This window comes from Methylocystis sp. H62 (assembly GCF_015709515.1).
Lineage (GTDB): Bacteria > Pseudomonadota > Alphaproteobacteria > Rhizobiales > Beijerinckiaceae > Methylocystis.
In genome coordinates this window covers 67,771-91,488 of record NZ_JADNQZ010000045.1, presented here as the reverse complement: position 1 = coordinate 91,488, position 23,718 = coordinate 67,771, and the positions used below count along the sequence as shown (strand labels likewise).

Genomic DNA, 23,718 nt, shown 5'->3' with positions numbered 1-23,718 from the left:
AGCTATTGAATTTCGGTGAAGCGGCGACGCAGCATCCTACCTTCGCCCAGGAATTACCCCGCTTTGTGGCTGAGGTGAGAAGCATCTTCTCACCAGAGGAGCTGCATTCGGAAATCGACCGCGTTACAACGCCATCTTAAATTTTTTATTTCAGTGGCACCAGAATTATGCACCGGAAAAGCCCTTAAATTTCAACGGCAAACATTTTGTGCATAATTCTTGATTTAATCCAATGAGGACGCAAACCGAAAATGTTGGCGTTGCCCATCAGGGCTGGTCCTCGCCATCAAAGTAATCGAGCATGCTGTCATAGATGGTGATTCGGCGCGCTGCTCGCGGGTCAAGTCATATAGCGCGTGCGAGGCGCCTCTCCTTCGACAGACTCGGTGAGGTCAGCGCCTCGCAGATCAATCCAGTCATTCAGCGGGGCGAAGCCCGGGTTCGCGGTTATGAGTTAAGGCCCAGCGCAGGGCGGCCATAAGGCCCACGAACCCGATGGCGTAGAGGATGTAGTCGATCTGATTCCAGAACGTCGCCAGCCCAATTGTCACCGCCTTCTCGCCCGTGAACGCAAGCCCCGTCTTGTCTAGAACTGTCACGACGACCTTATATCTACCAGCGGCAGGGACGTCGCGCTCGACGGTTAGGATGCCGTTAGTATTCGGCTTTGGCTCGACGGCGAAGACAATACCTCTCTTCTCATCGACCAGTTTCAGTCCAAGCGGCAGATCGCGCGCGTTGGAGTCTACAGGCGTTAACCCAAAGACTGTCGCACCAGTTTTGAAGATGTCGTCACAGGCTTCCTGTTCCTCACCGTAGCGCTGATATGCGCTGAAATGGACCGCGTAGGGACCTGCCTGAACCGTGCAGAAGTCCTTTTCCAAAGCGACCCCGTCATGCGCCCAAGCGCTGGACGCAAAAAGCATGGCGGCGACTGCCATGAAGATGGTTTTCATGTTGCACTCTCATCGTCTCAGACACCCATTTCCGAGCGTCGACGACACGTGGATGTCGAAAAAGGATATCGCTATCGTCACGTTCGTTCGCAAGGAGCCTGTTTGTCGCAGAGAAATGCTCGTTGGCGCAGGCAGCCGCGATCCAAGCCGCCTGTAGTTTTTCGTAAGCCACTCCGTGGATGACCTCCCGATTTGCGGGACGGCGTGCGGCATGGCGCCGGCGCGGCAGTGATGATCACCGATGAAAATCCGACTTTTCGACAGTTGAAGCTAAGGAATCATGAGCAATCTTGAATGATCGTCTATTAGCTCTCCACTAAAGAGGTGCGAGGTCGCTCAAGGAGCTAATCCGAATCTCGAGCCGACGGCTTGCTCCTCGCGTTCGCTGGCAAGAACGCGATAGACGTGCATCCGAGAACAACCTAACGCCTTCGCAATCGCAGCGGCCCCGTGCCCGGCGTTGGCCATGCCGACAAGCTGCTTACGGTCGAGTCGACGTTTGCCTCCTCGGTAAACGCCGTCAGCTTTCGCCTTTTCAATACCTTCGCGCTGACGCTCTTTGATGAACCGCCGTTCCAATTGAGCCACCATGCCGAGAACGGTCATGACGATCCTGCCGGTTTCGCCTCGCGTCGTCACGTGTGGATCGAGCACAGTGACGAACGCCTGCCGCTGATCGCACTCATGCACAATGTTGAGCACGTCTCGGGTATCGCGCCCCAGCCGGTCGAGTCGGGTAACGACAAGTTCGTCGCCTGGCCGCAGGAATTCGATGATCGTCATCAGCTCGGCGCGGCCTTCGCGGCTGCCGCCTGATACTTTCTCAGAGCGGATAACGCCGCAACCCTCGGCCTTGAGCCTGACAAGTTGCGTGTCGAGGTCTTGGTCAATCGTGCTGACGCGGGCGTAACCAACTCGGGCCATGGCGTGTCACCTCAAGGTTTAGGCCCGACCCTACAGTGTCACAAATAGTCGCCGTCAACCCGGATGTTACATAACGGTGTTCGCCCCGGGTTACGTCGTATCAGGGTATACCTTGAGGTTGCTCGCCAACTTTGGGGCCCGAGCTCTTAATAGACTTTTCGCCGCCTGACGACGAAATTACAGCATGGAGGACGGATAGCCGAGGGAAGAGATGATTATCTGGCAGATGACTCGTGAAGAGTTTCTTACGCCTGGTCCCAATATGTCTAGCGACGTGGCGGTGTCACTGGGAATGTTCCTGGACACCTTAGAGTCGCCGGGAGGGCATGAGGGCACTGAGGTAGAGATCGAATCTCATCCAGGATTTGCGACCGCCGCAGTAAAGCAGCCTGGCATGCCGGCTCATGTCAACGGCGGAGAAACCAGGCCAGATGAACTTTCCGCGGTCGAGTCGCTTGGCGTAGAGCGACAGGCCGATCCCGTCATGCCAGAGGATTTTGGCGAGATCGCCGCGGCGCCCGCGGAAGATGTAGAGATCGCCCGCATGCGGGTCGCGCTTCAACTGCTCTTGCACCTGAAGGGCAAGACCCGCGTCGCATGTCGGTGTGGCCGGTCGCGATCCAGACCCGGCAGCCCGCTGGCAGCGGGATCATCGCCGCAGCGCCTTCACGACCCGCGACAGCGCTGCTGCGGCGAGCAGGTTTGGTGAGGAACGCCTGTCCTCGTCTTGATGTGCGGGCAGTGTATGACTGGATAGAGAAGAAACGTCCAGGATTACCCTAACATGACCGGTTTCCATGCCGAGCCTTGAGCACAGCGGCGCCACACAGCAAAGCGACGAACTTGCCTTGTGCTCGCCGCCGTGGGGGAAGCTCGGCCAAAGCTCGCTGCTCGGACGCGAGCAGTCGCTTGCGGGCCATTGCCGGGACGTCGCCGCCATCTTCGTCGGACTACTTCGGCTCGAAGGAATCAGGAAGCGGCTCGCCCGCCTTGCGAAGGTGGACATATTTCATGACGTCTGGATAGAGCGGCTCGGCTGGTTCGTCTTCCTGCATGACCTGGGCAAGGTAAACACAGGCTTCCAGGCGCGCCGCGACCCCAACGCGCCTCGCGTCGGGCACATAGCCCCAATCGCCGGCGCGAGCGAAGAAATTTTCGCGCGACTGTCGCCTGAAAGGCTCATGAAATGGGGTGAACAGACGCTGTTGAGTGAGTTCTTCATCGCAGTTCTTTCTCACCACGGCAAACCTTGGGTGCCCACCCAGGACAAGAATGAGGTCGCGAAATTTTGGAAGTACTGGGAGCGCAAGGCCGATTACGACCCGCTGAAGGAAGTGGAAGCCTTGCGCCTCGTTGCGGATGCGATGTTCTCAGGCGCTTTGACAGATGGCGGCCCACCTCTGCCGCTCACCAATCCTCTCATCCATGCGCTCGCCGGGCTCACAATGCTCGCCGACTGGATTGCCTCTTCCGATTGGCCGAACAGTCCCTCGGGGCACGTCGTTGAATCATGGGCCAAGGGATGGCTCTCACGCATCGGTCTCGACCCCGCTCATTGGCGAAAGGCGCTCTCCGATGAGCCAGTTGATTTCGAGCGGGCGTTCGGCTTCGCTCCCCGGCCGGCGCAAGCCGCATTTTTTAATGTGGAAGGCCCGTTCGCAATCCTCGAATCCGAAACCGGTTCGGGAAAGACCGAGGCGGCTCTCTGGCGGTTCGTCGAACGTTTTCGAGCCGGCCGGGTGGATGGGCTTTACTTTGCGCTTCCGACGCGAACCGCGGCGGTCCAACTCTTTTCGCGCGTGGATAAACTATCCCGCGCTCTCTGGCCGACATGCCCGCCTTCCTGCGTTCTGGCCGTTCCCGGCTATCTCGATGAGGGTGGCGAGGGCGTATTGCCGAACGCCGCCGATGGGTTGGACCAAGTTGAGGGCGATGCGCGCGGCGCTCCCGTTTGGGCGACGGAGCATCCAAAGCGATACTTCTCCGCGCTCATATCGGTTGGGACCATCGACCAAGCCCTGCTAGCGACGCTCAGGGTCAAACATGCGCATATGCGCGGAGCCGCGCTAATGCGGCACATGCTAGTGGTCGACGAGGTTCACGCCTCGGACGCCTACATGTCGGGTGTCTTAGGGCAATTACTCCGAGCCCATCGCGCGGCCGGCGGCGAGGTGGCGCTCCTCTCGGCCACGCTCGGCGCCGAGGCCCGCATGCGCTACCTCGCGGTTGGCGAACAGACAAACCTCGCTGACTTCCGCCCTCCAAGTCTGACCGAGGCGATAGACGCGCCTTATCCAGCCATTAGCGTTCCCGCAAGACTCGCGGGGGTGAAGGCGGGAGAGCGCACCAAGACGATTTCCATTGCGGTCGCCCCACAAATTGATGACGTTGGCGCCATCGCCGCCACAGCGCTCGAAGCAGCAAGAGCAGGCGCGAAGACGCTCGTCGTCCGCAACACGGTGATCGGCGCAATCGCCGTGGCGGAGGCTCTGGAGACCCTCGCGGGCTTGGACGCACCGGAATTGTTTCGCGTCAACGGCGTTGCGACATTGCATCACGGCCGCTTCGCTCGGGAGGACCGGCGGCTGCTCGACCGAGAGGTGGAGATAGTGGTTGGCAAGAATCGACCACCCGGAGGTCTCGTTCTCGTCGGAACGCAAACTCTCGAACAGAGCCTCGATATCGATGCGGATTTTCTAATCACCGACCTCGCGCCCATGGATGTGCTCTTGCAGCGCATGGGCCGCTTGCACCGTCACATCGCCGAGAAAGACGGTGCGCCTCGCCGTCGCACGCAGGAGTTCAAAGAGCCAAGAGCCATCATCCTGACGCCCGTCGACGGTCTGTTCAGCTTTCTCAGTAAGCTGACGAAGGGACGACGGCGACATGGCCTCGGACCGAATCGAACCGACGGTGTTCCGCGCGGCGTTTACCCCGACCTTCTCACGCTCGAAGCGACCCGCCGCCTCTGCCTGCAAAGACCTGTCTGGCAAATTCCCGTGATGAACCGAGAGTTGGTCGAAATGGCGGTTCACCAGGATGCGCTCATAGCGCTCATCGAGACTTTGCCGGCGGGCGAAAGGGCAGAGTGGAAAAAGCACTTCAATGAAATCGCCGGAGCGAAGCACGCCGACAACGTGTTCGCCAACCTCGGCGTCCTGAACCGCGAGTTGTCGTTCACGGACGAGAAGAACCTCTTCTTGGATGACGAGCATATCGCCACGCGCCTGGGCGACCAGAGCATGATTGTCAACATGACTGAGGGCGTCATCGGGCCCTTCGGAGAGAAAATTCAGAGACTGAACATACCGGCATGGTGGCGCCCGGCAACCGGCGCGACCCCGGAAAATTTGGTGGTGGAAAACGGTTCGCTCCGGTTTGAGTTCGGATCCCTGAGGCTGTGTTATGGTCGCAGAGGGCTAGACAGGGCGTGAGGATATAGGTGCTGGAACTTAATCTCCTGACTGAGGCTTTTCTCACGACTTCTGCGGGCGGCGCGGGCAAAATCCGGCGGACCCTGCCTGGGGTTTTTGCCGCCCTGACGCGCGGTGAAATCGATGACTTTCCCCGCGTCAGACCTCACCAGCGCCATGTCTGGCACGCTTTTCTCGTCCAGGCGGCGACGCTCGCTCTCTCTGGAAGCTCGCGGAGCGCCTTACCCGATGATGAAGAGACATGGCGTAACCTCCTCACGGGCATGAGCCCTGATGATCCGCACGGCGTGGCTTGGTCACTGGTCTCCCCACCTAACCGGCCCGCGTTCTTCCAACCACCCATCCTTGGCGTCGACCTATCCGGCTACAAACGGGTTTTCGAAACACCTGACGAGCTGGACATGCTTGTCATGGCCAAAAATCACGACCTCAAGGCGGGAGCGTTGCCCTCCGATGACCCGGAGCTCTGGGTCTACGCGTTGGTGAGTCTGCAAACTCAAGAGGGGTTTCTCGGGCAGGGAAATTACGGAATCAGCCGAATGAATGGTGGGTTCGCCAGCCGGCCAGCTCTGGGGGTGGGCCCAGATGGCGGGGCTTCCGAACGATTTCAACGCGACGCCAAACGATTGTTGAGCCTGAGGGCCGAATTGAGCGCTCGATATGGGTACCCTTCCAAGGGCGGGCTTGGCCTGCTTTGGCTAAATCCCTGGGACGGGACAACGTCGATGTCGCCAAAGGACCTCGACGTGTTCTACATCGAGGTCTGCCGGCGGGTGCGGCTGGATCGGCAAAACGGGCAATTGCTGGCGCGGGCCGCCGGCTCAAAAGTCGCTCGCATCGAGGCGAAGGCGATGAAGGGCGTCACGGGCGACGCCTGGACGCCGTTGGTCATCGAAAAAAATGACGCCAAGGCCCTCACGCTCGATGCTCGCGGCTGGACCTACCAGCAACTCGTCCGGCTCCTTTTCCCTCACCTAGACGAGAAAGGTGCGGGGGTAGAGAGCTCTCCACTCCAATCCATCGCTCCGACTGACCCCGAGAAGGGGCTCTCATTTATCGCTCGCGTCCTCGTGCGCGGACAGGGAAAGACGGAGGGCTTCCATGAACGCCGAATCCCGGTCTCAAAGGAACTGCGCGGTTTTCTCGGGACCGCCAAGGCGATGGAGGAGGCGGCTAAGGTCGCTCATGACCGCGTTGGGGACGCCGGTAAGTTCGCTCGCAAGGTTCTCTATCCCGCCATCATGACCGTCTTCACGGGCGCTCCGCGCACAGACGCCGGCGAGCGGGCGCGCGACGACCAGTCGGCTAAGGACCGCGCTAATGCGGCTCTAAAGCGCTACGACGCTTGGCTGGACCTGCGTTTCTTCGAAGACCTCGACAAGGAACTCGCCGTTCTCGATGAAGAGGGCGAAGCCGTCCGTGTGCGCGCCTATTGGATTAGGGACGTGCTCAAACCTCTCGGGAAGGATGTCTTGGACGACACAATTGCCGCCGCCCCAGACGCCGCCGCTCGCCACTGGCGCGTGAGGGTGCGCGCCCAAGAAGTGCTCAACGCCTGCTTTCGTAGGGCGTTCAATGACCAAGTAGAAGCCGCCCTGGGGAAGGAGCCGAACAACGCGTTGGAGGACGAGAGTACATGAACCACAATCCCGAACGCCAGCAGATCACATTAAGGGCGCGCATAGCGAAAATAGGCGCCATTGTCTCTAGCGAGCACTTCGGCCCCGGTAATCTCGCTAGCCTCCGGCGCAACGACCGATTTCAGGTGGCGGGGCAACCGGCGTTTCATCGGCTCTTGGCCGATATTGACCAGTGGGCGAGCGAAGAGGAGGCCCCACGCTGGGCCACCTTGGTTCATGTCATCGCCATTACAGCACGAAATGCTCGCAGCCTACCCGCCGGCAAGGCGCTCGCGGCCGCCAATTTATCCGAAGTCCGTTTCGCTAAGTTGATGGCGGCCAGGAGCGAGGCGTTCCTCGACCAGCTCGCCATCGTGGCTCGCTATGTCGCCGCCAAGCAAACGCCCATCGATTGGGCCGATTTCGGCGAACTTCTTTTCGCGGAAGGGCGAAACGAAAAATGGGCGGAACGGCTTCGGTTTCGAATAGCGCAGGACTACTACCGAGAACTCGCCAAAGGCGACCGACAACAGAAATCCGCTTGATACGTTTTCAGAGAGAAGTCCATGACGACGCCGCGTTTCCTGCAAATTCATTCACTCGTTTCGTATCCCGCCGTTCTTCTCAATCGTGATGACGCCGGGCTCGCAAAGCGGATATCCTATGGTGGCGCCGTGCGCACCCGCGTCTCGTCTCAATGCCTAAAACGACATTGGCGCACGACAGAGGACGAATGGAGCCTCGCCCATACCGGGCTCGAACTCTCCGTCCGTTCCCGCGAGATTTTTGAATACGAAATCCGGCCCAAGGTCCTCAAGGCTCTGCCTGAGGCGGACGAGGCCGCCGTGGATATGGCAGGGAAGGCGCTCTCGCGAGCAATCTATGGCGAAAAGGCGGACGAGGTTCGCAATCGGCAGGCACTCCTGCTTGGCTGGCCCGAACTTAACTTCCTGACCCGCGAAGTCGTCGAACTCGTGCGCGCCCATGGGAGCGCCGAAGCAGTCGCAAAGGCGGCAGAAAAGCGCTTCAAGGGCAAGGACGCCAAGGCGAATTTCGCAGCTATGAAAGCGACTGCTGGGTCGCTCGCCGCCGGCCTTGAAGCAGCGCTCTTCGGCAGGATGATCACGTCCGACCCGTCCGCCAACACCGACGCTGCTATTCATGTCGCTCACGCGTTCACGGTGAACGCGCAAGAATCTGAAACTGACTATTTCACGGTCGTCGATGACCTAAAACAGCGCGAAGAAACGGAGGACTCCGGCTCCGCCGGCATTTTCGATACGGAGCTGACCTCGGGTCTATTTTACGAGTACGTCGTAGTCGACGTGCCGCTGCTCATCTCCAACATCACGGGCGTGGAAGCCACAGCCTGGAACGCGGAGAACACCGAGCGCGCCATGCCGGCCAAAGTGGTGGAGCATCTCATCCACCTCATCGCAACTGTTTCGCCGGGCGCGAAGAAAGGCTCTACCGCGCCATATGCCTACGCGCGCACGCTCCTGATAGAAGCGGGCTCACGCCAACCCCGTTCACTCGCCTCGGCGTTTGAGGCGCCGGTTCGGGCTGACAGAGATGGAAGCCTCACCGCCAAAGCCGAAAATGCGCTCTTCGACCAGTTCGCTGCTTTCGACAACTCTTACGGCGCGCAAGAGGCGCGACGTTATCTCTCGGTGGGCGGTCACGCTCGCGACGGCGTGACGGGGCCCGAAAGCCTCGACGCACTCGGCGTCTGGGCGAGGGAAGTCGTCGAACGTGCCGAGGCATAAGCATGCCACGTTTCCTCATTTTGCGCCTGGAGGCACCGCTTGTCGCTTTCGGCGATGTGATGGTTGATGCCTTTGGTCCGATATCCGACCTGCCCTCGGCGTCCCTGTTGACCGGCCTTATTGCGAACGCCCTTGGTTACCAACGGAAAGAGCGGACGCTCCATCAACGTCTCCAGGACCGACTGGTTTACGCCGCGCGGCTCGACCGGAGAGCGGGACGATTTACCGAGTTCCAGACAGTTCAACTGGAAAAGTCCGATAAAGGTTGGACCACTCGCGGCAAGCCAGATGAACGCGCCGGCGGCGAAGGGACCTATTCCGCCCCGCATATCCGTTATCGCGACCACGACGCCGACGCGAGCGCACTCGTGGCTATCTATCTCACTCCATTAGACGAGACGCCCGACATTGACGCGATTGCGGCCGCTCTCAGGGAACCGTTCCGGCCCCTCTTCATTGGGCGAAAGCCCTGTCTTCCCTCAGCGCCGATTTTCGACCGCTTCGTGGAGGCGGACACACTGCTCGACGCCTTGAAAACCGTTCCTTTGGCGCCGGAACGCAGGGGCCGAGAGACCGACGTCCTCGTCGAATTACCAGCGAGCGATCATCGGCCCGAGCGGTTCCGCGCCATCCACCGTTGCGACAGTCGCGACTGGGTTGCGGGCGTCCATGCCGGCGACACTGTGCGCTGGTCCGGCAGCCTGCCACGAACGGCATTTACCGGCGGATAGAGTTTGATGAGCCTTCATCTCCTCTCCTTCCGCCCCGACTTCGGCCGACTGGCTCGCCTCGCGGCGCGTGAACGCCTCCTCCCGCCCGGCGATGATGCGGGTTACGCCGTGCACGCAGTCTTCGCCGCGAGTTTCGGTGACAGAGCGCCGAAACCATTCCAGCTCTTTGCGCCGGGGGAACCAGGGGGCGGCCCCTCTGGTCGTCTTCTCGCGTATTCCTCCGCGTCTTTGGAAGATTTACGCGCTCATGCTGCCGCTTTCTCGGACCCGACCTTTTCGGGCGTTCTGAATCTCGATGAGGCGGAGGCCAAAGTCATGCCGCACGACTTTGCCCCTGGAACGCCTCTGGGATTTCGGGTCCGCATCCGTCCCGTGCGACGAACAGGTCGTTCGCGAGATGGGCAAACGGCGGCGAAGGAGCGCGACATCTATTCGGGCGTGCGGGCGGGAGAAGCAGCGTCTGCTACGCGCGGCGACCTTTATGGTCGCTGGCTCAAAAAGCAATTCGCGCGCTCAACTGCGGCCGAGGTCGAGACCTACCAAATAGAGGCGCTGCGCCAAACGCGGCTAATGACGCGGAATCAGGGTGAGCGAAGGTCGGTCAGCATTTTGGTCGGACCGGACGCGACGTTTTCGGGCGTCCTGCGTGTGAAGGACAGCTCCGCATTCGCGGAATTACTCCGACGCGGCATTGGACGTTTTCGTGCTTTCGGTTTCGGGATGTTGCTACTGAAACCGCCGTAAGGAGAATGTGTCAGTGCTTCTCGGACGCCTCGGGTTGGAATCGGCCCGTCTCCCCCATTCGGACCGGCATGGACTTATATTTCTCGACCGAGGCGGCCTTTCGGTGGAGGATGGTTGCCTGCGTTTCACCTCGGCCGGTGGAGGAGCAGTTCAAGCCGGCGAATACACGATTCCCCATCAGTCGATATCGCTTGTCCTCCTAGGGCCCGGTTCGACCGTAAGTCATGACGCGTTGCGGTTGCTGGCGCGCCACGGCGTTGGGCTGGCGGCGGTCGGAGATGACGGCGTGCGGCTCTACACGGCGCCTCCGCTCCTGCCGGATTTCTCCAATCTCGCGCGCAGGCAAGTGACGCTATGGTCAGATGAGAAACGCGGGCGGCTGCACGTGGCGCGTCGGATGTACGCTTGGCGACTTGGCGAGATATTACCTCATCGCGACATCGCGGTTCTGCGCGGCATCGAAGGGGCGCGAGTGAAGGCGCTCTACTCAAGTCTGGCTAACCGCTATGGCGTCGAATGGCGGGGACGGCGCTATGACAGAACCAACCCTAACTCCGCAGATGTTCCGAATCAGGCCATCAATCATGCAGCGAGCGCAGTGGAAGCCGCAGCGGCCATAGCAGTGACGGCGACCGCGACCGTTCCCCAGCTCGGTTTTATCCACGAGGACTCCGGCCAAAGCTTCGTGCTGGATGTCGCGGACCTGTTTCGAGACACCATCACGATACCGGCGGCCTTTAGGGCGGCAGCCGCATTCAAGAAAGCACGCGAGTTAAGCGTCGAGCGCCTTGCGCGCCGCACGACCGGAGAAATCCTGCGCCGGCAGACCGTAATCTCATCGATGATAGACCGGATTAAGGAACTCTTCGAAGGAAGTGCGGAAGGCGAGAGTGGCCCTCGCCGACCCCGAAAATCTACCCCGGCCAATTTGGCCTGTCTTCAAGCCGATGTCGAACAGAGTATCGGAAATGCCGACGACGATAATCGTGACCCGTGACGTCGCGGACCGCTATCGCGGTTTTCTCGCATCCGTGATGCCCGAAGTCGCTCCGGGCGTCTATGTTTCGCCGGAACTTAACAAGGGGGTGCGCGACAGAGTGTGGAGCGTGCTGACCGATTGGTGGCGCACCTTGCCCGGCGGTTCGGTCGTGATGGCTTGGAAGGACAACGCGACGATAAGTGGGCTCGGACTTGAGACCCTCGGGTTGCCGGCTGTGGACTTGGTGGAACTCGATGGGGTTATGGTCGTCAAGCGCCGGCCGCCAAAGACTAAAGACCGGTCTATTTCGACTTAACGCTCCCGGAGCGTCGCGCTATCGTGCGTCGCGTGTTGTTTGAAATCGTGAATGATGCGAATAACTTGGACCCAAGAGGCGCCCCCGCATGCGCGGGGATGGACCCGTCATGACGAGCATCTTCGCGAGCCTTGTTAGGGCGCCCCCGCATGCGCGGGGATGGACCCACCTCGATCACGCTGAAGGTCTCGGACAAGAAGGCGCCCCCGCATGCGCGGGGATGGACCCCGCAAGGGCCAAGTTCCCTACACGACGCGCCCGGCGCCCCCGCATGCGCGGGGATGGACCCAATACAGCCAACTGCTCCTCACTATTCCTAACGGCGCCCCCGCATGCGCGGGGATGGACCCTCAACGGACGTGTTTACGTTGGGCATGATCGAGGCGCCCCCGCATGCGCGGGGATGGACCCGCGTAGTTGATCGTCGTGTGATTGCGGTTGAAGGCGCCCCCGCATGCGCGGGGATGGACCCGCCACCTGACGCTGACCGCTCAGAAACCTTGGGGCGCCCCCGCATGCGCGGGGATGGACCCTTGTTCTTGCCCCAAGACTGCATGTCGGCGTTGGCGCCCCCGCATGCGCGGGGATGGACCCGCATAGCCACTGCACATAGCCCAGCGCCGCAGGGCGCCCCCGCATGCGCGGGGATGGACCCGCCCCATACTCGCGCCCAGCGTTGTAGAGCGCGGCGCCCCCGCATGCGCGGGGATGGACCCCCACCAGGACCGCGCCGGGGCGGCAGAAATCCGGCGCCCCCGCATGCGCGGGGATGGACCCTCACGCTGCGCCAGTTTGGGAAGGGAATCGAGGGCGCCCCCGCATGCGCGGGGATGGACCGTAGACGATTTCCGCCGCCGTTCCCTTGCCGGAGGCGCCCCCGCATGCGCGGGGATGGACCCGTATCGCTGATCCGGGGCGCGAGCATCGCCATGGCGCCCCCGCATGCGCGGGGATGGACCCCTCTCCACCTCTGCCACATACCACGCGACGCCGGCGCCCCCGCATGCGCGGGGATGGACCCGTCATATCTCTGAAATCAGGGTCGCCGAAGTGGGCGCCCCCGCATGCGCGGGGATGGACCCGTCGCCTTCGACGGCAACTCGTCCAACGTGCTGGCGCCCCCGCATGCGCGGGGATGGACCCTGTTCATGCCCTGTCGGCGTTTCCCCCAGCCCGGCGCCCCCGCATGCGCGGGGATGGACCCGTCGGGAAAGAACTCGCAGCGGCGCAGAAGGAGGCGCCCCCGCATGCGCGGGGATGGACCCGCCATGATGATTACGAAACAGGCCAGCGGGACGGCGCCCCCGCATGCGCGGGGATGGACCCTACATGCACGTCTCCTATGTCGAGCCGAGACAGGCGTCCCCGCATGCGCGGGGATGGACCCACGCCTGCCGGCTATGAAGTGCGCGGCGGCAGGGCGCCCCCGCATGCGCGGGGATGGACCCGCGACGCTACCGTGGGTCTACGACGTGGACGAGGCGTCCCCGCATGCGCGGGGATGGACCCTGTTCAGGTCGCGGAGCTGTTGCATGATCAGCGGCGCCCCCGCATGCGCGGGGATGGACCCTTCAACGTGCTCTTGTCCGCGCTGATCATGCAGGCGCCCCCGCATGCGCGGGGATGGACCCGATTGGAGTTACGCCGCAGCGAGCGGAGGCATGGCGCCCCCGCATGCGCGGGGATGGACCCAGCGTCTGTGCAGCGTGCCCAAGTGGCCGAATTCATCCGGTTCAGTCCAGGAAGAAATGTTGGTTAAAATGTTGGCTCAACGATTTTAATGTTATTGAATACCATATTATTACAACAGTATACGTAGGAGATCGACAGTCCACACGTCCTACGCGTCCTCTCTCCGATCTGGCTATCGAAACCCGAAACGGCGCGCCGCGTCCGTCAGCGGATAGGCACCATATTGAGCTAGGCGGGGGCGGCGGCGCAGAACCAGCCGGAGCCGAAGGGTAACTAGCGGGAGCCGATGGAGCGGATCGCGGCGCGGAGTATTTAATGCTGCGAATTTGTGTTACCCTATCGTTACCCCTAAGATCAAAAACCGGGAGATCGATACCGTAACTAATTGAAATATCTGGCGGTCCCGAAGGGATTCGAACCCCTGACCTTCGGTTTAGGAAACCGCTGCTCTATCCTGCTGAGCTACGGGACCGCGTCGCCCCTCTCTAGCACAGGGCGCGTTTTAGAAAAATTCCCGCATGCAACCTTCTGCCGTCGCAGGTGGGACCCATTGCGCCTCAGGAAATATTCCGCGCCACTTCTTCGAGCTGCGCGATGCAAGCGCCCCAACCGTCATAGAACCCCATCTCTTCGTGCCGCCGGCGTTCGGCGTCGTCCTTGTGCATGACGCGCGCGACGTAGCGCGTGCCGGGCCCCTCGTCGGCCATGGTCAGGATCGCCGTAAATGCGAGCCAGGGCGAGGCGGGACGCCAGCCGCCGATCAGCATGGAAGTGAAGACGATGCGCTCCTGTGGCGTGATGTCGAGAAAGCAGCCGGGATTATCGCTTTCTCCGCCATCCGGCCCGCTCATGAAGGTGTGGAAGGCGCCGCCGGGGTGGAAGTCGAAGGCGCGGACCTCGGTCTTCCAGGGCCGCGGGCACCACCATTCCTTCAAGAGCGTCGGGTCGGTCCAAGCCTTCCAGACGCGCGCGCGGGGGGCGGCCACCAAGCGGGAAATTTCAAGATCGAGTTTTTGATCGCCCATCCTTAATCCTCGCTTTTCTCCAGGAACGCGTCCAAACGATCGAAGCGCGCCTCCCAATGCGCGCGTTGGCGCGCGAGCCACGCCTGAGCGGCGTCGAATCTTTTTGGCTGGATGCGGCAAGTGCGCACGCGCCCGACCTTTCGGCTCGTCACAAGCCCGCTCCGCTCCAGAGTCTGCAAATGCTGCATGACCGCAGGCAGCGACATGTTGAGCGGCTTGGCCAAGTCGCTGACATTCGCCGGCCCGCGCGCAAGGCGCTCGATCATGGCGCGTCGCGTTGGATCGGCGAGCGCCGAGAACATGCGATCGAGGCTATCCGAACGCTTAGGCATGTGCTTAAGTATCGTTCCGCAGGCGCGAGGACAAGAAAAACTTCATCACTCACTTAAGTTTTTTGATCGACGATCAGTCGCCGCGCGCCATGAGGCGCTTCTCCCACTCCAGCGCCTGGCGAACAATCTCGTCGAGGTTGTCATGCTGCGGCGTCCAGCCGAGCGTCCGGCGAATTCTCTCGTTCGCCGCGACGATCGCCGCGGGGTCGCCCGGCCGTCGCGGCGCCATCTCGACGTCGAAATCAACGCCCGAAACCCGCTTCACCGATTCGATCACCTCGAGCACGGAAAAGCCGCGCTCATAGCCGCAATTGGCGGTGAGATTGGCGCCGCCGCCGCGCAGATGGCGCAAGGCGTCGAGATGGGCGCGCGAGAGATCGGTGACCTGGATATAGTCGCGCACGCAGGTGCCGTCAGGCGTCGGGTAATCGTCGCCGAACACCTGCAGTTTTGGGCGCAGGCCGAGCGCCGTCTGCACGGCGACCTTGATGAGATGCGTGGCCTCGGGCGTCGATTGCCCCGAACGCCCCTTCGGATCCGCGCCGGCGACGTTGAAATAGCGCAGGGCGACATAGGCAAGACCGTGCGCGCGCGCCGTATCCTCCAGCATCCACTCGACCATGAGCTTCGATCGCCCATAGGGCGAAACCGGCTTCAACGGCTCGTCCTCGCTGACCGGATTTTGCAGCGGGTCGCCGTAGACGGCGGCGGTCGAAGAAAAGATGAAGCGCTTGACGCCACGCGCCACCGCCGTCGCGAGCAGGGTGCGCGCTTTCGCCGTATTGTTGAGATAATAGCCGAGCGGATCAGCGACGGAGTCGGGAACGACGATCTTTGCGGCGAAGTGAATGATCTCATCGACGCCGTGGCGCTCGATCAGATCGGCGACGAGATCCGCGTCGCCGAAATCGCCGACGACGAGAGGCGTCCCCTCCGGAACCGACCAGCGAAAACCGGTGGATAGATCGTCGAGCACCACGGGCGGACCTTCGCCGGCGTCGAGCAGTTCGAGAACCGTATGACTGCCGATATAGCCGGCGCCGCCCGTAACCAGAACCGTCATGCCGCTACCTTCCTCTCGTATCCGCCGCCTGGCGTGAACGCCGCAGCCTGAAGCTCCTCAATGCCTTTGCGCCGTTCGCGTCGCGAACTCTACGATCCAGCCAAATCGTGCTAAACGGCCGAGTTTCAAGCCGCCTTCGGTCGACGCTGCGACGAGTCGCCTCCGGAGCGATTCGCCGCTATCACCCCTTCGCCGTCTCACCTCTCAACGGGCTTCTCCATGAGCAAACGCATTCGCAAGGCTGTTTTCCCTGTCGCGGGCCTCGGCACGCGCTTCCTGCCCGCCACCAAGGCCGTGCCGAAGGAAATGCTGACCGTGGTCGACCGTCCGGTCGTGCAGCATGTCGTCGATGAAGCGCGAGAAGCTGGCATAGAGCATTTCATTTTCGTCACCGGCCGCGGCAAGGGGGCCATCGAAGATCACTTCGACATGGCCTATGAGCTCGAAGACACGCTGCGCCGCCGCAACAAGACCAAGGAATATGAAGCGCTGATGTCGGACTTGCCGGCCGCCGGCGCCACGAGCTTCACCCGTCAGCAGGCGCCGCTTGGCCTCGGCCACGCCGTATGGTGCGCGCGCGACATCATCGGCGACGAGCCCTTCGCGGTGCTGCTGCCCGACATGATCACGCTTCCGGCGCGGGGACAGAGCGCGCGCTGTCTCGCCGAGGCGGTCGCGGCTTACGAAAAACACGGCGGCAATATCATCGCGGTCGAGGAAGTGAAGCCGGAAGAGACGCATCAATACGGCATCGTCGCGAGGGGCAAGGATTACGGCTCGACCTTCGAGATCACCGGCATGGTCGAGAAGCCGCCGCAGGGAACCGCGCCCAGCAATTTCATCATTTCCGGTCGCTATATTCTGGAGCCGGAAATTTTCGGGCTGCTCGAAAAGCATGAAAAAGGCGCGGGCGGCGAAATTCAGCTCACCGACGCCATGATCCATCTTGCGAAGACGCGGCCCTTCCACGCCGTCCGCTTCGACGGACGCACCTATGATACGGGCTCAAAGCTCGGATTTCTCACGGCCAATGTGGCTTTTGGGCTGGCGCGGCCGGACGTCGCGGAGGGCCTGCGCGCCGAGCTGAAGAAGATGCTCGAATAGAGTGTATATCCAAAAAAGACAGCGGCTTGTGCGCGTCTCGGGCGAGCTGCGGCTCTTGTCCGCGGCCGGGTTCCCCGTTTGACGCGGGCGCGCGCCTCATTAAACCTTCAAACGATTCTTAAGATCGGCGCGTCGCCGCGCGTGGTTGAAATCAAGCAAAGGATTGAACATTGATGCCGCAACAGGGCGCCGCGCGTAGAATTGTCATTACCGGAATGGGCGCGGTGTCGGCCGCCGGCGTTGGCGCGACGCCGCTGTGGCGCGCGGCGCGCGACGGCGTGTCTTGCGTGCGCCCGCTGAAATCCGAGCGCCCCTATGTGGGGCGAATCAAGATCGCCGCGCAGGTCCCGGATTTCGATCCCGCCGCCTATCTCGAAGCCGAACTGCTCCCCTACTGCGATCCCTTCACCCAATTTTCCATCGTCGCCGCCGATGAAGCGCTGGCGCAAGCCGGGTTCGAGCGCAAAGCGGCCGGCGGGCCACGCACCGCGGTCATCATCGGCACCGGCATCGGCGGCGCCACGACCATCGATAACAACGCCTATCTCGAATATAAGCTCGACGGCCGCCCCGACACGTTGACCGTGCCGCGCCTGATACCGAGCGCCGCGCCGACGACTCTCGGCATGCGCTACGGCGCCAAGGGACCGACCTTCGCGCTCGCCTCCGCCTGTTCCTCGGCGGCGCAGGCCATCGGCGAAGCCTTTGAAATGCTGCGCGCCGGGCGCGCCGACCGCGCCATCGCCGGCGGCGCGGAAGCCTGCGTGATCAACGGTTCAATTCGTTCGTGGGAGGCGCTGCGCGTTCTCACCCCGGATCTCTGCCGCCCGTTTTCGTCGAAGCGCAACGGCATGACGCTTGGCGAAGGCGCCGCTGTCTTCATCCTGGAGACGCTGGAAGGCGCGCTGGCGCGCGGCGCGACGCCGCTTTGCGAACTCGCCGGCTATGGCACGACAAGCGACGCGTTTGATCCGCTGCGCGCCGATGTCGAAGGTCCGTCGCGCTGCATGCGGCTTGCGCTCGACAGCGCCGGATTGGAGCCCGGAGACGTCGACTATCTCAACGCCCATGGCACGGCGACCTACGCCAATGACATCACCGAGTCCCTGGCGATGCGCGCCGTCTTTGGCGATGCGCCGCCGCCGGTTTCGTCAACCAAACCCGTTCATGGCCATGCGCTCGGCGCGAGCGGCGGGCTGGAGCTCGTCGTGACGATTTCGGCGCTGCGCGATCAAATCGCCCCGCCGACGATCAATTTTCTTGAGCCGGACCCCAAGTGCCAGGTCGACGCCATTCCCAATGTCGCGCGCCAAATGCCGATTCGCGTCGCGCTCTCGAATTCTTTCGCCTTTGGCGGCATCAATGCCACGCTCGCCGTGCGGGCGATGACTTGATCGGGTAGGGCCCTAGAATCGCAGGAGTTTGCAAGAGGGGCGGTCGACGCGATGACCCAGAACGACGAGCAGGGCAGGAGGGGCGCCCCAAAAGGGGCGGATTTTAGCCCGAAGTCTAACAGCGAGCCGAAGAAGAAGGCGGCGCTTGCCGCCGCCTTGCGCGCCAATCTTGCCCGTCGCAAGGCGCGCGAGCGCGCGCTGCGAGACCAGGCGCCCGCGAAACACGGCGAGGACTCGAAAACCGACAGCGAGGGGTGATGGATAAGATCAAGATCGTCGGCGGGACCAGGCTCAATGGCGTGATCCCGATTTCCGGCGCGAAGAACGCCGCCTTGCCGTTGATGATCGCATCGCTCCTGACGCGCGAAACCGTGACGCTCGCCAACATGCCGCTCCTCGCGGATGTGATGCTTCTCGAGCGCATTCTCGGCAATCATGGCGTGGATTACGCCATCGCCGGCAAGCGCACCGGCGAGTCCGTCGACGCCGGCCGCACCGTTCACCTCACCGCGCGCGAGATCGTCGACACCACCGCGCCCTATGACCTTGTCTCGCGCATGCGCGCCAGCTTCTGGGTGCTCGCGCCGCTTGTCGCGCGTTGCGGAGAGGCGCGCGTATCGCTGCCGGGCGGCTGCGCGATCGGCACCCGCCCTGTCGATCTTCTTCTCATGGCGCTGGAAAAGCTCGGCGCCAAACTCGACATCGAAAATGGTTACGTCGTCGCCTCGGCGAAGAACGGTCTGGTCGGCGCCGAGATCGACTTTCCTAAAGTCACGGTCGGCGGCACGCATACCGCGCTGATGGCGGCGTCGCTCGCGCGCGGAACCACCGTGCTGCGCAACGCCGCGCGCGAACCGGAAGTCGTCGATCTTGCCGACTGTCTCATAAAAATGGGCGCGCGCATTAAGGGCGCCGGCCAGTCGACGATCGAGATCGAGGGCGTGGGTACGCTTTACGGGGCAAGACACGCGGTCATGCCCGACCGCATCGAAGCCGGCACTTACGCCATGGCGGTGGCGATGACGGGGGGCGACGTTCTGCTCGCCGGCGCGCGCGCCGATCTTCTGCAGGCGGGGCTCGACGCCCTCGTGCAGGCGGGCGCCAGCATCACCGAGACGAATGAAGGACTGCGGGTGACGCGTAACGGCGCCGGCATTTCGCCTGTCGATGTCACGACGGCGCCGTTTCCAGCCTTCCCGACCGATCTGCAGGCGCAGTTCATGGCGCTGATGACGCGCGCCAAGGGCGTTTCGCGCATCACCGAGACGATTTTCGAGAACCGCTTCATGCATGTGCAGGAGCTCGCGCGGCTCGGCGCTCAAATCAAGCTTGAAGGGGATACGGCGATCGTGACGGGAGCCGATCACCTCGATGGCGCGCCGGTGATGGCGACGGATCTGCGCGCCTCTGTCTCGCTCGTTATTGCGGCGCTCGCCGCGCGCGGCGAGACGACGATCAATCGCGTCTATCATCTCGATCGCGGTTTCGAGCGCCTGGAGAAGAAGCTGCGCGGCTGCGGCGCGGAAATCGAGCGCATCACCGCGGCGGGGTGAGGGGCGGACGTCGTTCTTCGACGATCCACATTCCTCGCATCAGCGTGAATGAACTTGCCGCGGTCGCTGGCGGCGACCGGGAAGAGTAAATCACGCGCGAGAGAATGGTCATGTCATCCTCGACAACTGACTCGATGCTGGCGATCGTGATGACGGCCGGCGAAGAATTTCCGGGCAATGCGGTTTTGGCGCAGGCGATAAAGGCGCGGGTTCCGAATATCGTTATCCCCGAAGACATCGTCGCCGACGCGAACGGAACGCTCGTTTTCCTCTATGAGGACTACATGTTCGCTGTCGGGAAGGTCGACGCGCCATGCCCGATTTCGAACGATGATCCCTGCGTGCAATTCGCCTGGTATTGGCCGGACGCCTGGGAGGCGGTTTCAAAACACAAGGCGCATCTGCTGGCGAGCGTCAGTGGCGGCGCGGACGCCAAGCGCCGCGCGGCGTTGCACGGGCAGCTGGTCGCCGCAGTCGTTGACGCGACGAGAGACGCTCTGGCCGTGCATTGGGCGAGTTCCGACTCGCTTTGGCCGGCGCCGCTTGTCGCAGAAAACATCGCGCCCGGCGAGCAGAAGCCGCCCGTTGCGTTTTGCGTCGCGATCAAGCTCAGCCGCGACGCCGACGGCGGCGTGTCGGGCGTGACGCGCGGACTCGCCGCCTTCGGCCTCATGGAAATCGAAGCCGCAGGGTTCGCGGGCGATCCGCGTAAGCTCAACGGATTGATGCTCGATCTCGCCGGCTATCTGATCGAGACGGGGCCTGTCATCAAGGACGGCGACACGATCGGGCCGGACGCGGCGACGAAGATTGTCGTGCGGCATGAAACGTCTGGCTTCATCCCCGGAGAGTCGGTCTATCGCCTTCATTTTCAGGGGAAGGGCGGCGCATGACGCAGTCGGCGGCTGAAGTTCCGGCGGAGACTCGGCGCCTGCGCGGACGAAAACCCAAAGCGCCTCAATATTACAGGTTCCGCGCGGCGCTGACTGTGCGCCCGCCTTTCTTCGAGTTGGCGAATAGGGAGCGCTCGCAGGCCTGCGGTTCGATCCTCGCCCACCCGGCCTGGCCGGATGGCTATGCGCAGCTGCCGCGTCATCCCTGGCGGCTTCCGGACTATCGCGAGCCGCCGCTGCTTATGTTCGACAAAAAAATCGGCCGCCCGGCGCGGGACGTCGAGGCGCAGGACGGTCTCTGGTTTGTCACATCCGCGATGAAAGCCTTTTTGGAGCGGGTCGATCCGGGGGCCTGCGAGTATCGCAAACGCGACACCGAATGGTCGTCGGGCGAAGCGGGGCCGGAATATTGGCTCTGTTCGGTCACCCGAATGCTTTTCGGAGGGGACGTGATCGACGTCGGCAAGTCGACGAAAGTCAAGGTTCGAACCGAGCCGGACGGTTTTCCGTCGTATCCGATTGTTTCTGAGCGTTATGTGCACCTCAAGCCTGAAGCGGTTGGCGCCGCGCATCTATTCCGAATTGTCGAGATGGACGGGCGCGTCTACTGCGACCAGTTCGTGAAAGATTCCTACAAAGCGGCCGGCCTGAAAGGCGCGGACATCTACAAGATTGGCGTCGATTGAAGCCGGTCCCTTCCATTCGTGGCGTGCGCAGGCTGCTTATCGCGAGAAGCAGGATTGATGGCGCCCAAGCGTCACTCGATCACGATCTTCACCGTGCGCGACGCGATCGGCGCGAGCGCAAGCCGCGCCTGAATGCGATGTCTGCCGGGCGTCATCGGCCAGAACACGGTCTCGTTCGCCTGCGCCGTGGCGAAAGGTTCGCCGTCGATCGTCCAGACGATCTGCGCATCCGCGCCTGAGGGCGCGAGTTTCAACGCGAGTCGGTTGAAGCGCTCGGGCTGCTCCGGGTTGCGCCAGATATGCGTGTTGTGTTCCGGCGTCGCGATGACGAGCGGCGCGACGCTCATTGCTTGAGGGTTGCACGTATTATCCGCTGCGCCTGAAAGGCGCGCCTCGAAGGCTGGCGGCGCGCAGAGCGCTGTTTCCGGAACATCCTTCGAGACGCCGCTTCGCGGCGCCTCAGGATGAGGACGCGGATGTTGCGTCTGGCTCCAACCGGCGTCTTCCGGCTTCACCCATTCGCGCAGCGTCTGCGCGCAGTCGGCGCCATCGCCAGCGCGACAGAGATCGATGGCGATGCGACCCGGCGGCGGCGCAAATATTTCCGGCGCGATGTCTCCGGGCTTGGCGTCATGGAGCTTTACGAGCACGGCGTGGGCGAGCCGCGCCGCCGATGATACGCCCGTCATCGTGCGCATCGCGCCGGCGTCGCCGCGCCCGAGCCATACGCCGACGATGAATTTCTGCGAAAAGGCGATCGTCAGGGCGTCGCGATAGGCTTGTGACGTGCCGGTCTTCACGGCGACGGCGAACGGATATTCGAGCGGCCCATAGCGCGGAAAGGACGGAAGCCGCGCCTGCGGGTCGGAGAGCATCGAGGCGATCAGCCGCGCGCTGTCGACCGATAAGACGCGCCGCGCCGGACGTCGCGATTCGTCGCGGGTGAACGCAAGGTCGTGCATGATCCCGTCGTCGGCGAGCGCGGCATAGGCGCGCATCACATCCTCGAGCCGCGCCGGCAGCGCGCCGATCGCCATCGAAATTCCGAAACTCTCCGCCGGTGTGTCGAGATCGTGCAGGCCGAGGTCGCGAAGGAAGTTGAAATTCGCCTCAAGCCCGACGCGCCGCAGCAGATTTGTCGCCGGCACGTTGCGGGAATTGGCGAGCGCCTGACGCGCCGTCAGTGGTCCGAGATAGAGTCCGTCGGCGTTCGATACGCCGGAGGCGCCTTCGGGAATATCGTTCAAGAGATCCGTCGTCTTGAGAACGCCGCGCTCGAACGCCAGCGCATAGATGAAGGGTTTTAGCGTCGAACCCGGAGAACGCCGCACGCGGGTGAAATCGAACGCCCCGGCCTGCGGGTCGTTGTAGTCGGAGGAGCCGACGTCGGCGATGACGGCGTTGGCTCCCCGCTCGACGACCATCACCGCGACCTGCCGCGCGCCGCGGCGGCGGAAATTCGAAAGATAGCGGCGGGCGAGATGCAGCACGTCCTGTTCGACCGCCAGATCGATCGTCGCAGTGATGCGTCGGTCGCCCTCCGCGACCGGCCGAGCCACGCCGTCGCGCGCGAGCGTTTCGTAGCGCAGCGCCAGATGCAGAGTCTCGGGACGCCGCTTGGCGTCGAGCGGGCGCATATGATCGAGTTCGGCGCGGGCCAGCGCCGCCTGCGCGGCGTCGAGCGCGCCTTCGTCTTCGAGCCGCGCGAGCGCATGCCGCGCGCGCGCCGTCGCCAGTGTCAGACCGCTCTCGCGGGAGATGTTCATCCGTCCTGGCGATTGCGGAATGGCGGCGAGCAGCGCCGCCTGCGCCCAGGAGAGGTCTTCGACCGGCTTGTCGAAATAAAAACGCGCCGCGTAGGCGACGCCATGTCCGTTGAGACCATAAGGCGCGAGCCGCAGATAATGCGCGAGCGTCGCTTCATGGCCGTGACGCGCGATGATCGCGAGCGCTGTTCCCGCCTGCATCAGCTTTTCGGCGAAGCTGCGCGGGCGCTCCGTCTGCATGCGCGCGACCTGCATGGCGATCGTCGAGGCGCCCTCGCGTCTGCCGCGCGTCGTCATATTGCGCCATGCGGCGCGCGCCAGCGCGCGCAGGTCAACGCCGGGATGATCGTAAAAGCGGCGGTCTTCGAGAGCGAGCGTCGCGCGCGCCACGCGCTGCGGAATTGAGGCGAGCGGCCAATAGCCGTAATCGACGCGCAGGGTTTTGGTCGCAGGATCGCGAGTCTTCTCGCCGATTTGTGTGAGAAAGGCGCCGTTGCGATCATAGACGATGGCGCTGGCGCGCGGAGAAATAAGCTCGGCGCGCGACAGCGCTTCATACGAGAGCCAGGCGGCGGTTGCAATGAATGTCGCGATGAGAGCAAGAAAGATTGGGCGCGCGAACCCTCTCCCGCTTGCGGGAGAGGGTGGCCCCGCGAAGCGGGGTCGGGTGAGGGAGAACCCAGCGACCCTCATCCGTCATGCTTCGCATGACGCCTTCTCCCGCAAGCGGGAGAAGGCGCG

The 23,718-nt window shown here is 62.8% G+C and carries 20 protein-coding genes, 1 tRNA gene, 2 pseudogenes and 1 CRISPR repeat array; of the genes and pseudogenes, 15 read left to right on the top strand and 8 right to left on the bottom strand.

The genetic code is table 11. From position 1 onward, the window contains the following. Window positions 1-416: 416 nt before the first annotated feature. The 3 genes and pseudogenes from IYY11_RS05405 to tnpB all read right to left on the bottom strand — a co-directional run. Complete coding sequence (locus tag IYY11_RS05405) at window positions 417-956, bottom strand: hypothetical protein (protein WP_196402978.1); 540 nt, start codon at window positions 954-956, stop codon at window positions 417-419. A 336-nt stretch (window positions 957-1,292) separates the two neighbouring features. Beyond that, window positions 1,293-1,880 carry a recombinase family protein gene (locus IYY11_RS05400; protein ID WP_196402977.1) on the bottom strand — a complete coding sequence of 196 codons (588 nt, stop codon included), beginning with the start codon at window positions 1,878-1,880 and terminating at the stop codon, window positions 1,293-1,295. Window positions 1,881-2,187: 307 nt separating this feature from the next. Continuing rightward, a pseudogene (gene tnpB / locus IYY11_RS05395) lies at window positions 2,188-2,457 on the bottom strand (IS66 family insertion sequence element accessory protein TnpB); the annotation flags it as partial. 220 nt (window positions 2,458-2,677) lie between these two features. On the opposite strand from tnpB, the gene cas3 reads away from it, so the two are divergent. From cas3 to IYY11_RS23750, 9 genes and pseudogenes are all read left to right on the top strand, one after another. Then, window positions 2,678-5,314 (top strand): CRISPR-associated helicase Cas3', encoded by a 2,637-nt coding sequence (cas3, locus tag IYY11_RS05390; protein WP_196402976.1) that lies wholly within the window; start codon window positions 2,678-2,680, stop codon window positions 5,312-5,314. A 725-nt stretch (window positions 5,315-6,039) separates the two neighbouring features. Further along, window positions 6,040-6,954 (top strand): hypothetical protein, encoded by a 915-nt coding sequence (locus IYY11_RS05385; RefSeq protein WP_196402975.1) that lies wholly within the window; start codon window positions 6,040-6,042, stop codon window positions 6,952-6,954. Beyond that, complete coding sequence (gene casB, locus IYY11_RS05380; protein ID WP_196402974.1) at window positions 6,951-7,478, top strand: type I-E CRISPR-associated protein Cse2/CasB; 528 nt, start codon at window positions 6,951-6,953, stop codon at window positions 7,476-7,478. Before IYY11_RS05385 ends, casB begins: the two co-directional genes overlap by 4 nt. Window positions 7,479-7,499: 21 nt before the next feature. Further along, window positions 7,500-8,699 (top strand): type I-E CRISPR-associated protein Cas7/Cse4/CasC, encoded by a 1,200-nt coding sequence (cas7e, locus tag IYY11_RS05375; protein ID WP_196402973.1) that lies wholly within the window; start codon window positions 7,500-7,502, stop codon window positions 8,697-8,699. Between the two features lie 2 nt (window positions 8,700-8,701). Continuing rightward, window positions 8,702-9,430, top strand: a complete 729-nt coding sequence (gene cas5e / locus IYY11_RS05370; protein ID WP_196402972.1) for a type I-E CRISPR-associated protein Cas5/CasD — start codon at window positions 8,702-8,704, stop codon at window positions 9,428-9,430. Between the two features lie 6 nt (window positions 9,431-9,436). Beyond that, window positions 9,437-10,174: a type I-E CRISPR-associated protein Cas6/Cse3/CasE gene (gene cas6e, locus IYY11_RS05365; protein WP_196402971.1), complete on the top strand. Its 738-nt coding sequence runs from the start codon at window positions 9,437-9,439 to the stop codon at window positions 10,172-10,174. Window positions 10,175-10,181: 7 nt separating this feature from the next. Continuing rightward, window positions 10,182-11,171, top strand: coding sequence for a type I-E CRISPR-associated endonuclease Cas1e (cas1e, locus tag IYY11_RS05360; RefSeq protein ID WP_210331243.1), 990 nt, complete (start codon window positions 10,182-10,184; stop codon window positions 11,169-11,171). After that, entirely contained in the window at window positions 11,143-11,469 is a 327-nt protein-coding gene (cas2e, locus tag IYY11_RS05355) for a type I-E CRISPR-associated endoribonuclease Cas2e (RefSeq protein WP_196402969.1), read from the top strand. The genes cas1e and cas2e overlap by 29 nt, the downstream gene beginning before the upstream one ends. 77 nt (window positions 11,470-11,546) lie before the next feature. Then, window positions 11,547-13,161: a CRISPR direct-repeat array (repeat unit 29 nt; unit sequence GGCGCCCCCGCATGCGCGGGGATGGACCC). A gap of 127 nt (window positions 13,162-13,288) precedes the next feature. Next, window positions 13,289-13,387: pseudogene (locus IYY11_RS23750) on the top strand (phage integrase central domain-containing protein); the annotation flags it as partial. A 169-nt stretch (window positions 13,388-13,556) separates the two neighbouring features. Here IYY11_RS23750 and IYY11_RS05350 read toward each other — a convergent pair. The 4 genes from IYY11_RS05350 to galE form a co-directional block, all read right to left on the bottom strand. After that, window positions 13,557-13,633, bottom strand: a tRNA-Arg gene (locus IYY11_RS05350). Window positions 13,634-13,718: 85 nt separating this feature from the next. Further along, on the bottom strand, window positions 13,719-14,186 hold the full coding sequence (locus IYY11_RS05345) for an SRPBCC family protein (RefSeq protein ID WP_196402968.1): 468 nt from the start codon (window positions 14,184-14,186) through the stop codon (window positions 13,719-13,721). Between the two features lie 2 nt (window positions 14,187-14,188). Next, the gene (locus tag IYY11_RS05340; RefSeq protein ID WP_196402967.1) at window positions 14,189-14,518 is read right to left on the bottom strand and encodes an ArsR/SmtB family transcription factor; all 330 of its coding nucleotides are present in this window, start codon (window positions 14,516-14,518) and stop codon (window positions 14,189-14,191) included. 73 nt (window positions 14,519-14,591) lie between these two features. Next, window positions 14,592-15,581, bottom strand: a complete 990-nt coding sequence (gene galE / locus IYY11_RS05335; protein ID WP_196402966.1) for a UDP-glucose 4-epimerase GalE — start codon at window positions 15,579-15,581, stop codon at window positions 14,592-14,594. A gap of 219 nt (window positions 15,582-15,800) precedes the next feature. Between galE and galU the strand changes: the two genes are divergently transcribed. The 6 genes from galU to IYY11_RS05305 all read left to right on the top strand — a co-directional run bounded on the left by galU (window position 15,801) and on the right by IYY11_RS05305 (window position 21,211). After that, the gene (gene galU, locus IYY11_RS05330; RefSeq protein WP_196402965.1) at window positions 15,801-16,685 is read left to right on the top strand and encodes a UTP--glucose-1-phosphate uridylyltransferase GalU; all 885 of its coding nucleotides are present in this window, start codon (window positions 15,801-15,803) and stop codon (window positions 16,683-16,685) included. 173 nt (window positions 16,686-16,858) lie between these two features. Further along, on the top strand, window positions 16,859-18,079 hold the full coding sequence (locus IYY11_RS05325; protein WP_196402964.1) for a beta-ketoacyl synthase: 1,221 nt from the start codon (window positions 16,859-16,861) through the stop codon (window positions 18,077-18,079). Between the two features lie 51 nt (window positions 18,080-18,130). Beyond that, the gene (locus tag IYY11_RS05320; protein ID WP_196402963.1) at window positions 18,131-18,337 is read left to right on the top strand and encodes a hypothetical protein; all 207 of its coding nucleotides are present in this window, start codon (window positions 18,131-18,133) and stop codon (window positions 18,335-18,337) included. Continuing rightward, window positions 18,337-19,632, top strand: a complete 1,296-nt coding sequence (gene murA / locus IYY11_RS05315; RefSeq protein WP_196402962.1) for a UDP-N-acetylglucosamine 1-carboxyvinyltransferase — start codon at window positions 18,337-18,339, stop codon at window positions 19,630-19,632. The genes IYY11_RS05320 and murA overlap by 1 nt, the downstream gene beginning before the upstream one ends. Before the next feature lie 110 nt (window positions 19,633-19,742). Beyond that, window positions 19,743-20,525, top strand: a complete 783-nt coding sequence (locus tag IYY11_RS05310) for a DUF4261 domain-containing protein (protein WP_196402961.1) — start codon at window positions 19,743-19,745, stop codon at window positions 20,523-20,525. Beyond that, on the top strand, window positions 20,522-21,211 hold the full coding sequence (locus IYY11_RS05305) for an imm11 family protein (RefSeq protein ID WP_196402960.1): 690 nt from the start codon (window positions 20,522-20,524) through the stop codon (window positions 21,209-21,211). The genes IYY11_RS05310 and IYY11_RS05305 overlap by 4 nt, the downstream gene beginning before the upstream one ends. A gap of 71 nt (window positions 21,212-21,282) precedes the next feature. Here IYY11_RS05305 and IYY11_RS05300 read toward each other — a convergent pair whose 3' ends face one another. Further along, window positions 21,283-23,670 carry a transglycosylase domain-containing protein gene (locus IYY11_RS05300; protein WP_196402959.1) on the bottom strand — a complete coding sequence of 796 codons (2,388 nt, stop codon included), beginning with the start codon at window positions 23,668-23,670 and terminating at the stop codon, window positions 21,283-21,285. Between the last annotated feature and the right edge of the window lie 48 nt (window positions 23,671-23,718).

Bases quoted from the DNA above. Each gene is read 5' to 3' on its own strand.
- IYY11_RS05405 (WP_196402978.1), bottom strand. From the start codon at position 956: ATGAAAACCATCTTCATGGCAGTCGCCGCCATGCTTTTTGCGTCCAGC.
- IYY11_RS05400 (WP_196402977.1), bottom strand. From the start codon at position 1,880: ATGGCCCGAGTTGGTTACGCCCGCGTCAGCACGATTGACCAAGACCTC.
- cas3 (WP_196402976.1), top strand. From the start codon at position 2,678: ATGCCGAGCCTTGAGCACAGCGGCGCCACACAGCAAAGCGACGAACTT.
- IYY11_RS05385 (WP_196402975.1), top strand. From the start codon at position 6,040: ATGTCGCCAAAGGACCTCGACGTGTTCTACATCGAGGTCTGCCGGCGG.
- casB (WP_196402974.1), top strand. From the start codon at position 6,951: ATGAACCACAATCCCGAACGCCAGCAGATCACATTAAGGGCGCGCATA.
- cas7e (WP_196402973.1), top strand. From the start codon at position 7,500: ATGACGACGCCGCGTTTCCTGCAAATTCATTCACTCGTTTCGTATCCC.
- cas5e (WP_196402972.1), top strand. From the start codon at position 8,702: ATGCCACGTTTCCTCATTTTGCGCCTGGAGGCACCGCTTGTCGCTTTC.
- cas6e (WP_196402971.1), top strand. From the start codon at position 9,437: ATGAGCCTTCATCTCCTCTCCTTCCGCCCCGACTTCGGCCGACTGGCT.
- cas2e (WP_196402969.1), top strand. From the start codon at position 11,143: ATGCCGACGACGATAATCGTGACCCGTGACGTCGCGGACCGCTATCGC.
- IYY11_RS05345 (WP_196402968.1), bottom strand. From the start codon at position 14,186: ATGGGCGATCAAAAACTCGATCTTGAAATTTCCCGCTTGGTGGCCGCC.
- IYY11_RS05340 (WP_196402967.1), bottom strand. From the start codon at position 14,518: ATGCCTAAGCGTTCGGATAGCCTCGATCGCATGTTCTCGGCGCTCGCC.
- galE (WP_196402966.1), bottom strand. From the start codon at position 15,581: ATGACGGTTCTGGTTACGGGCGGCGCCGGCTATATCGGCAGTCATACG.
- galU (WP_196402965.1), top strand. From the start codon at position 15,801: ATGAGCAAACGCATTCGCAAGGCTGTTTTCCCTGTCGCGGGCCTCGGC.
- IYY11_RS05325 (WP_196402964.1), top strand. From the start codon at position 16,859: ATGCCGCAACAGGGCGCCGCGCGTAGAATTGTCATTACCGGAATGGGC.
- IYY11_RS05320 (WP_196402963.1), top strand. From the start codon at position 18,131: ATGACCCAGAACGACGAGCAGGGCAGGAGGGGCGCCCCAAAAGGGGCG.
- murA (WP_196402962.1), top strand. From the start codon at position 18,337: ATGGATAAGATCAAGATCGTCGGCGGGACCAGGCTCAATGGCGTGATC.
- IYY11_RS05310 (WP_196402961.1), top strand. From the start codon at position 19,743: ATGTCATCCTCGACAACTGACTCGATGCTGGCGATCGTGATGACGGCC.
- IYY11_RS05305 (WP_196402960.1), top strand. From the start codon at position 20,522: ATGACGCAGTCGGCGGCTGAAGTTCCGGCGGAGACTCGGCGCCTGCGC.
- IYY11_RS05300 (WP_196402959.1), bottom strand. From the start codon at position 23,670: ATGAGGGTCGCTGGGTTCTCCCTCACCCGACCCCGCTTCGCGGGGCCA.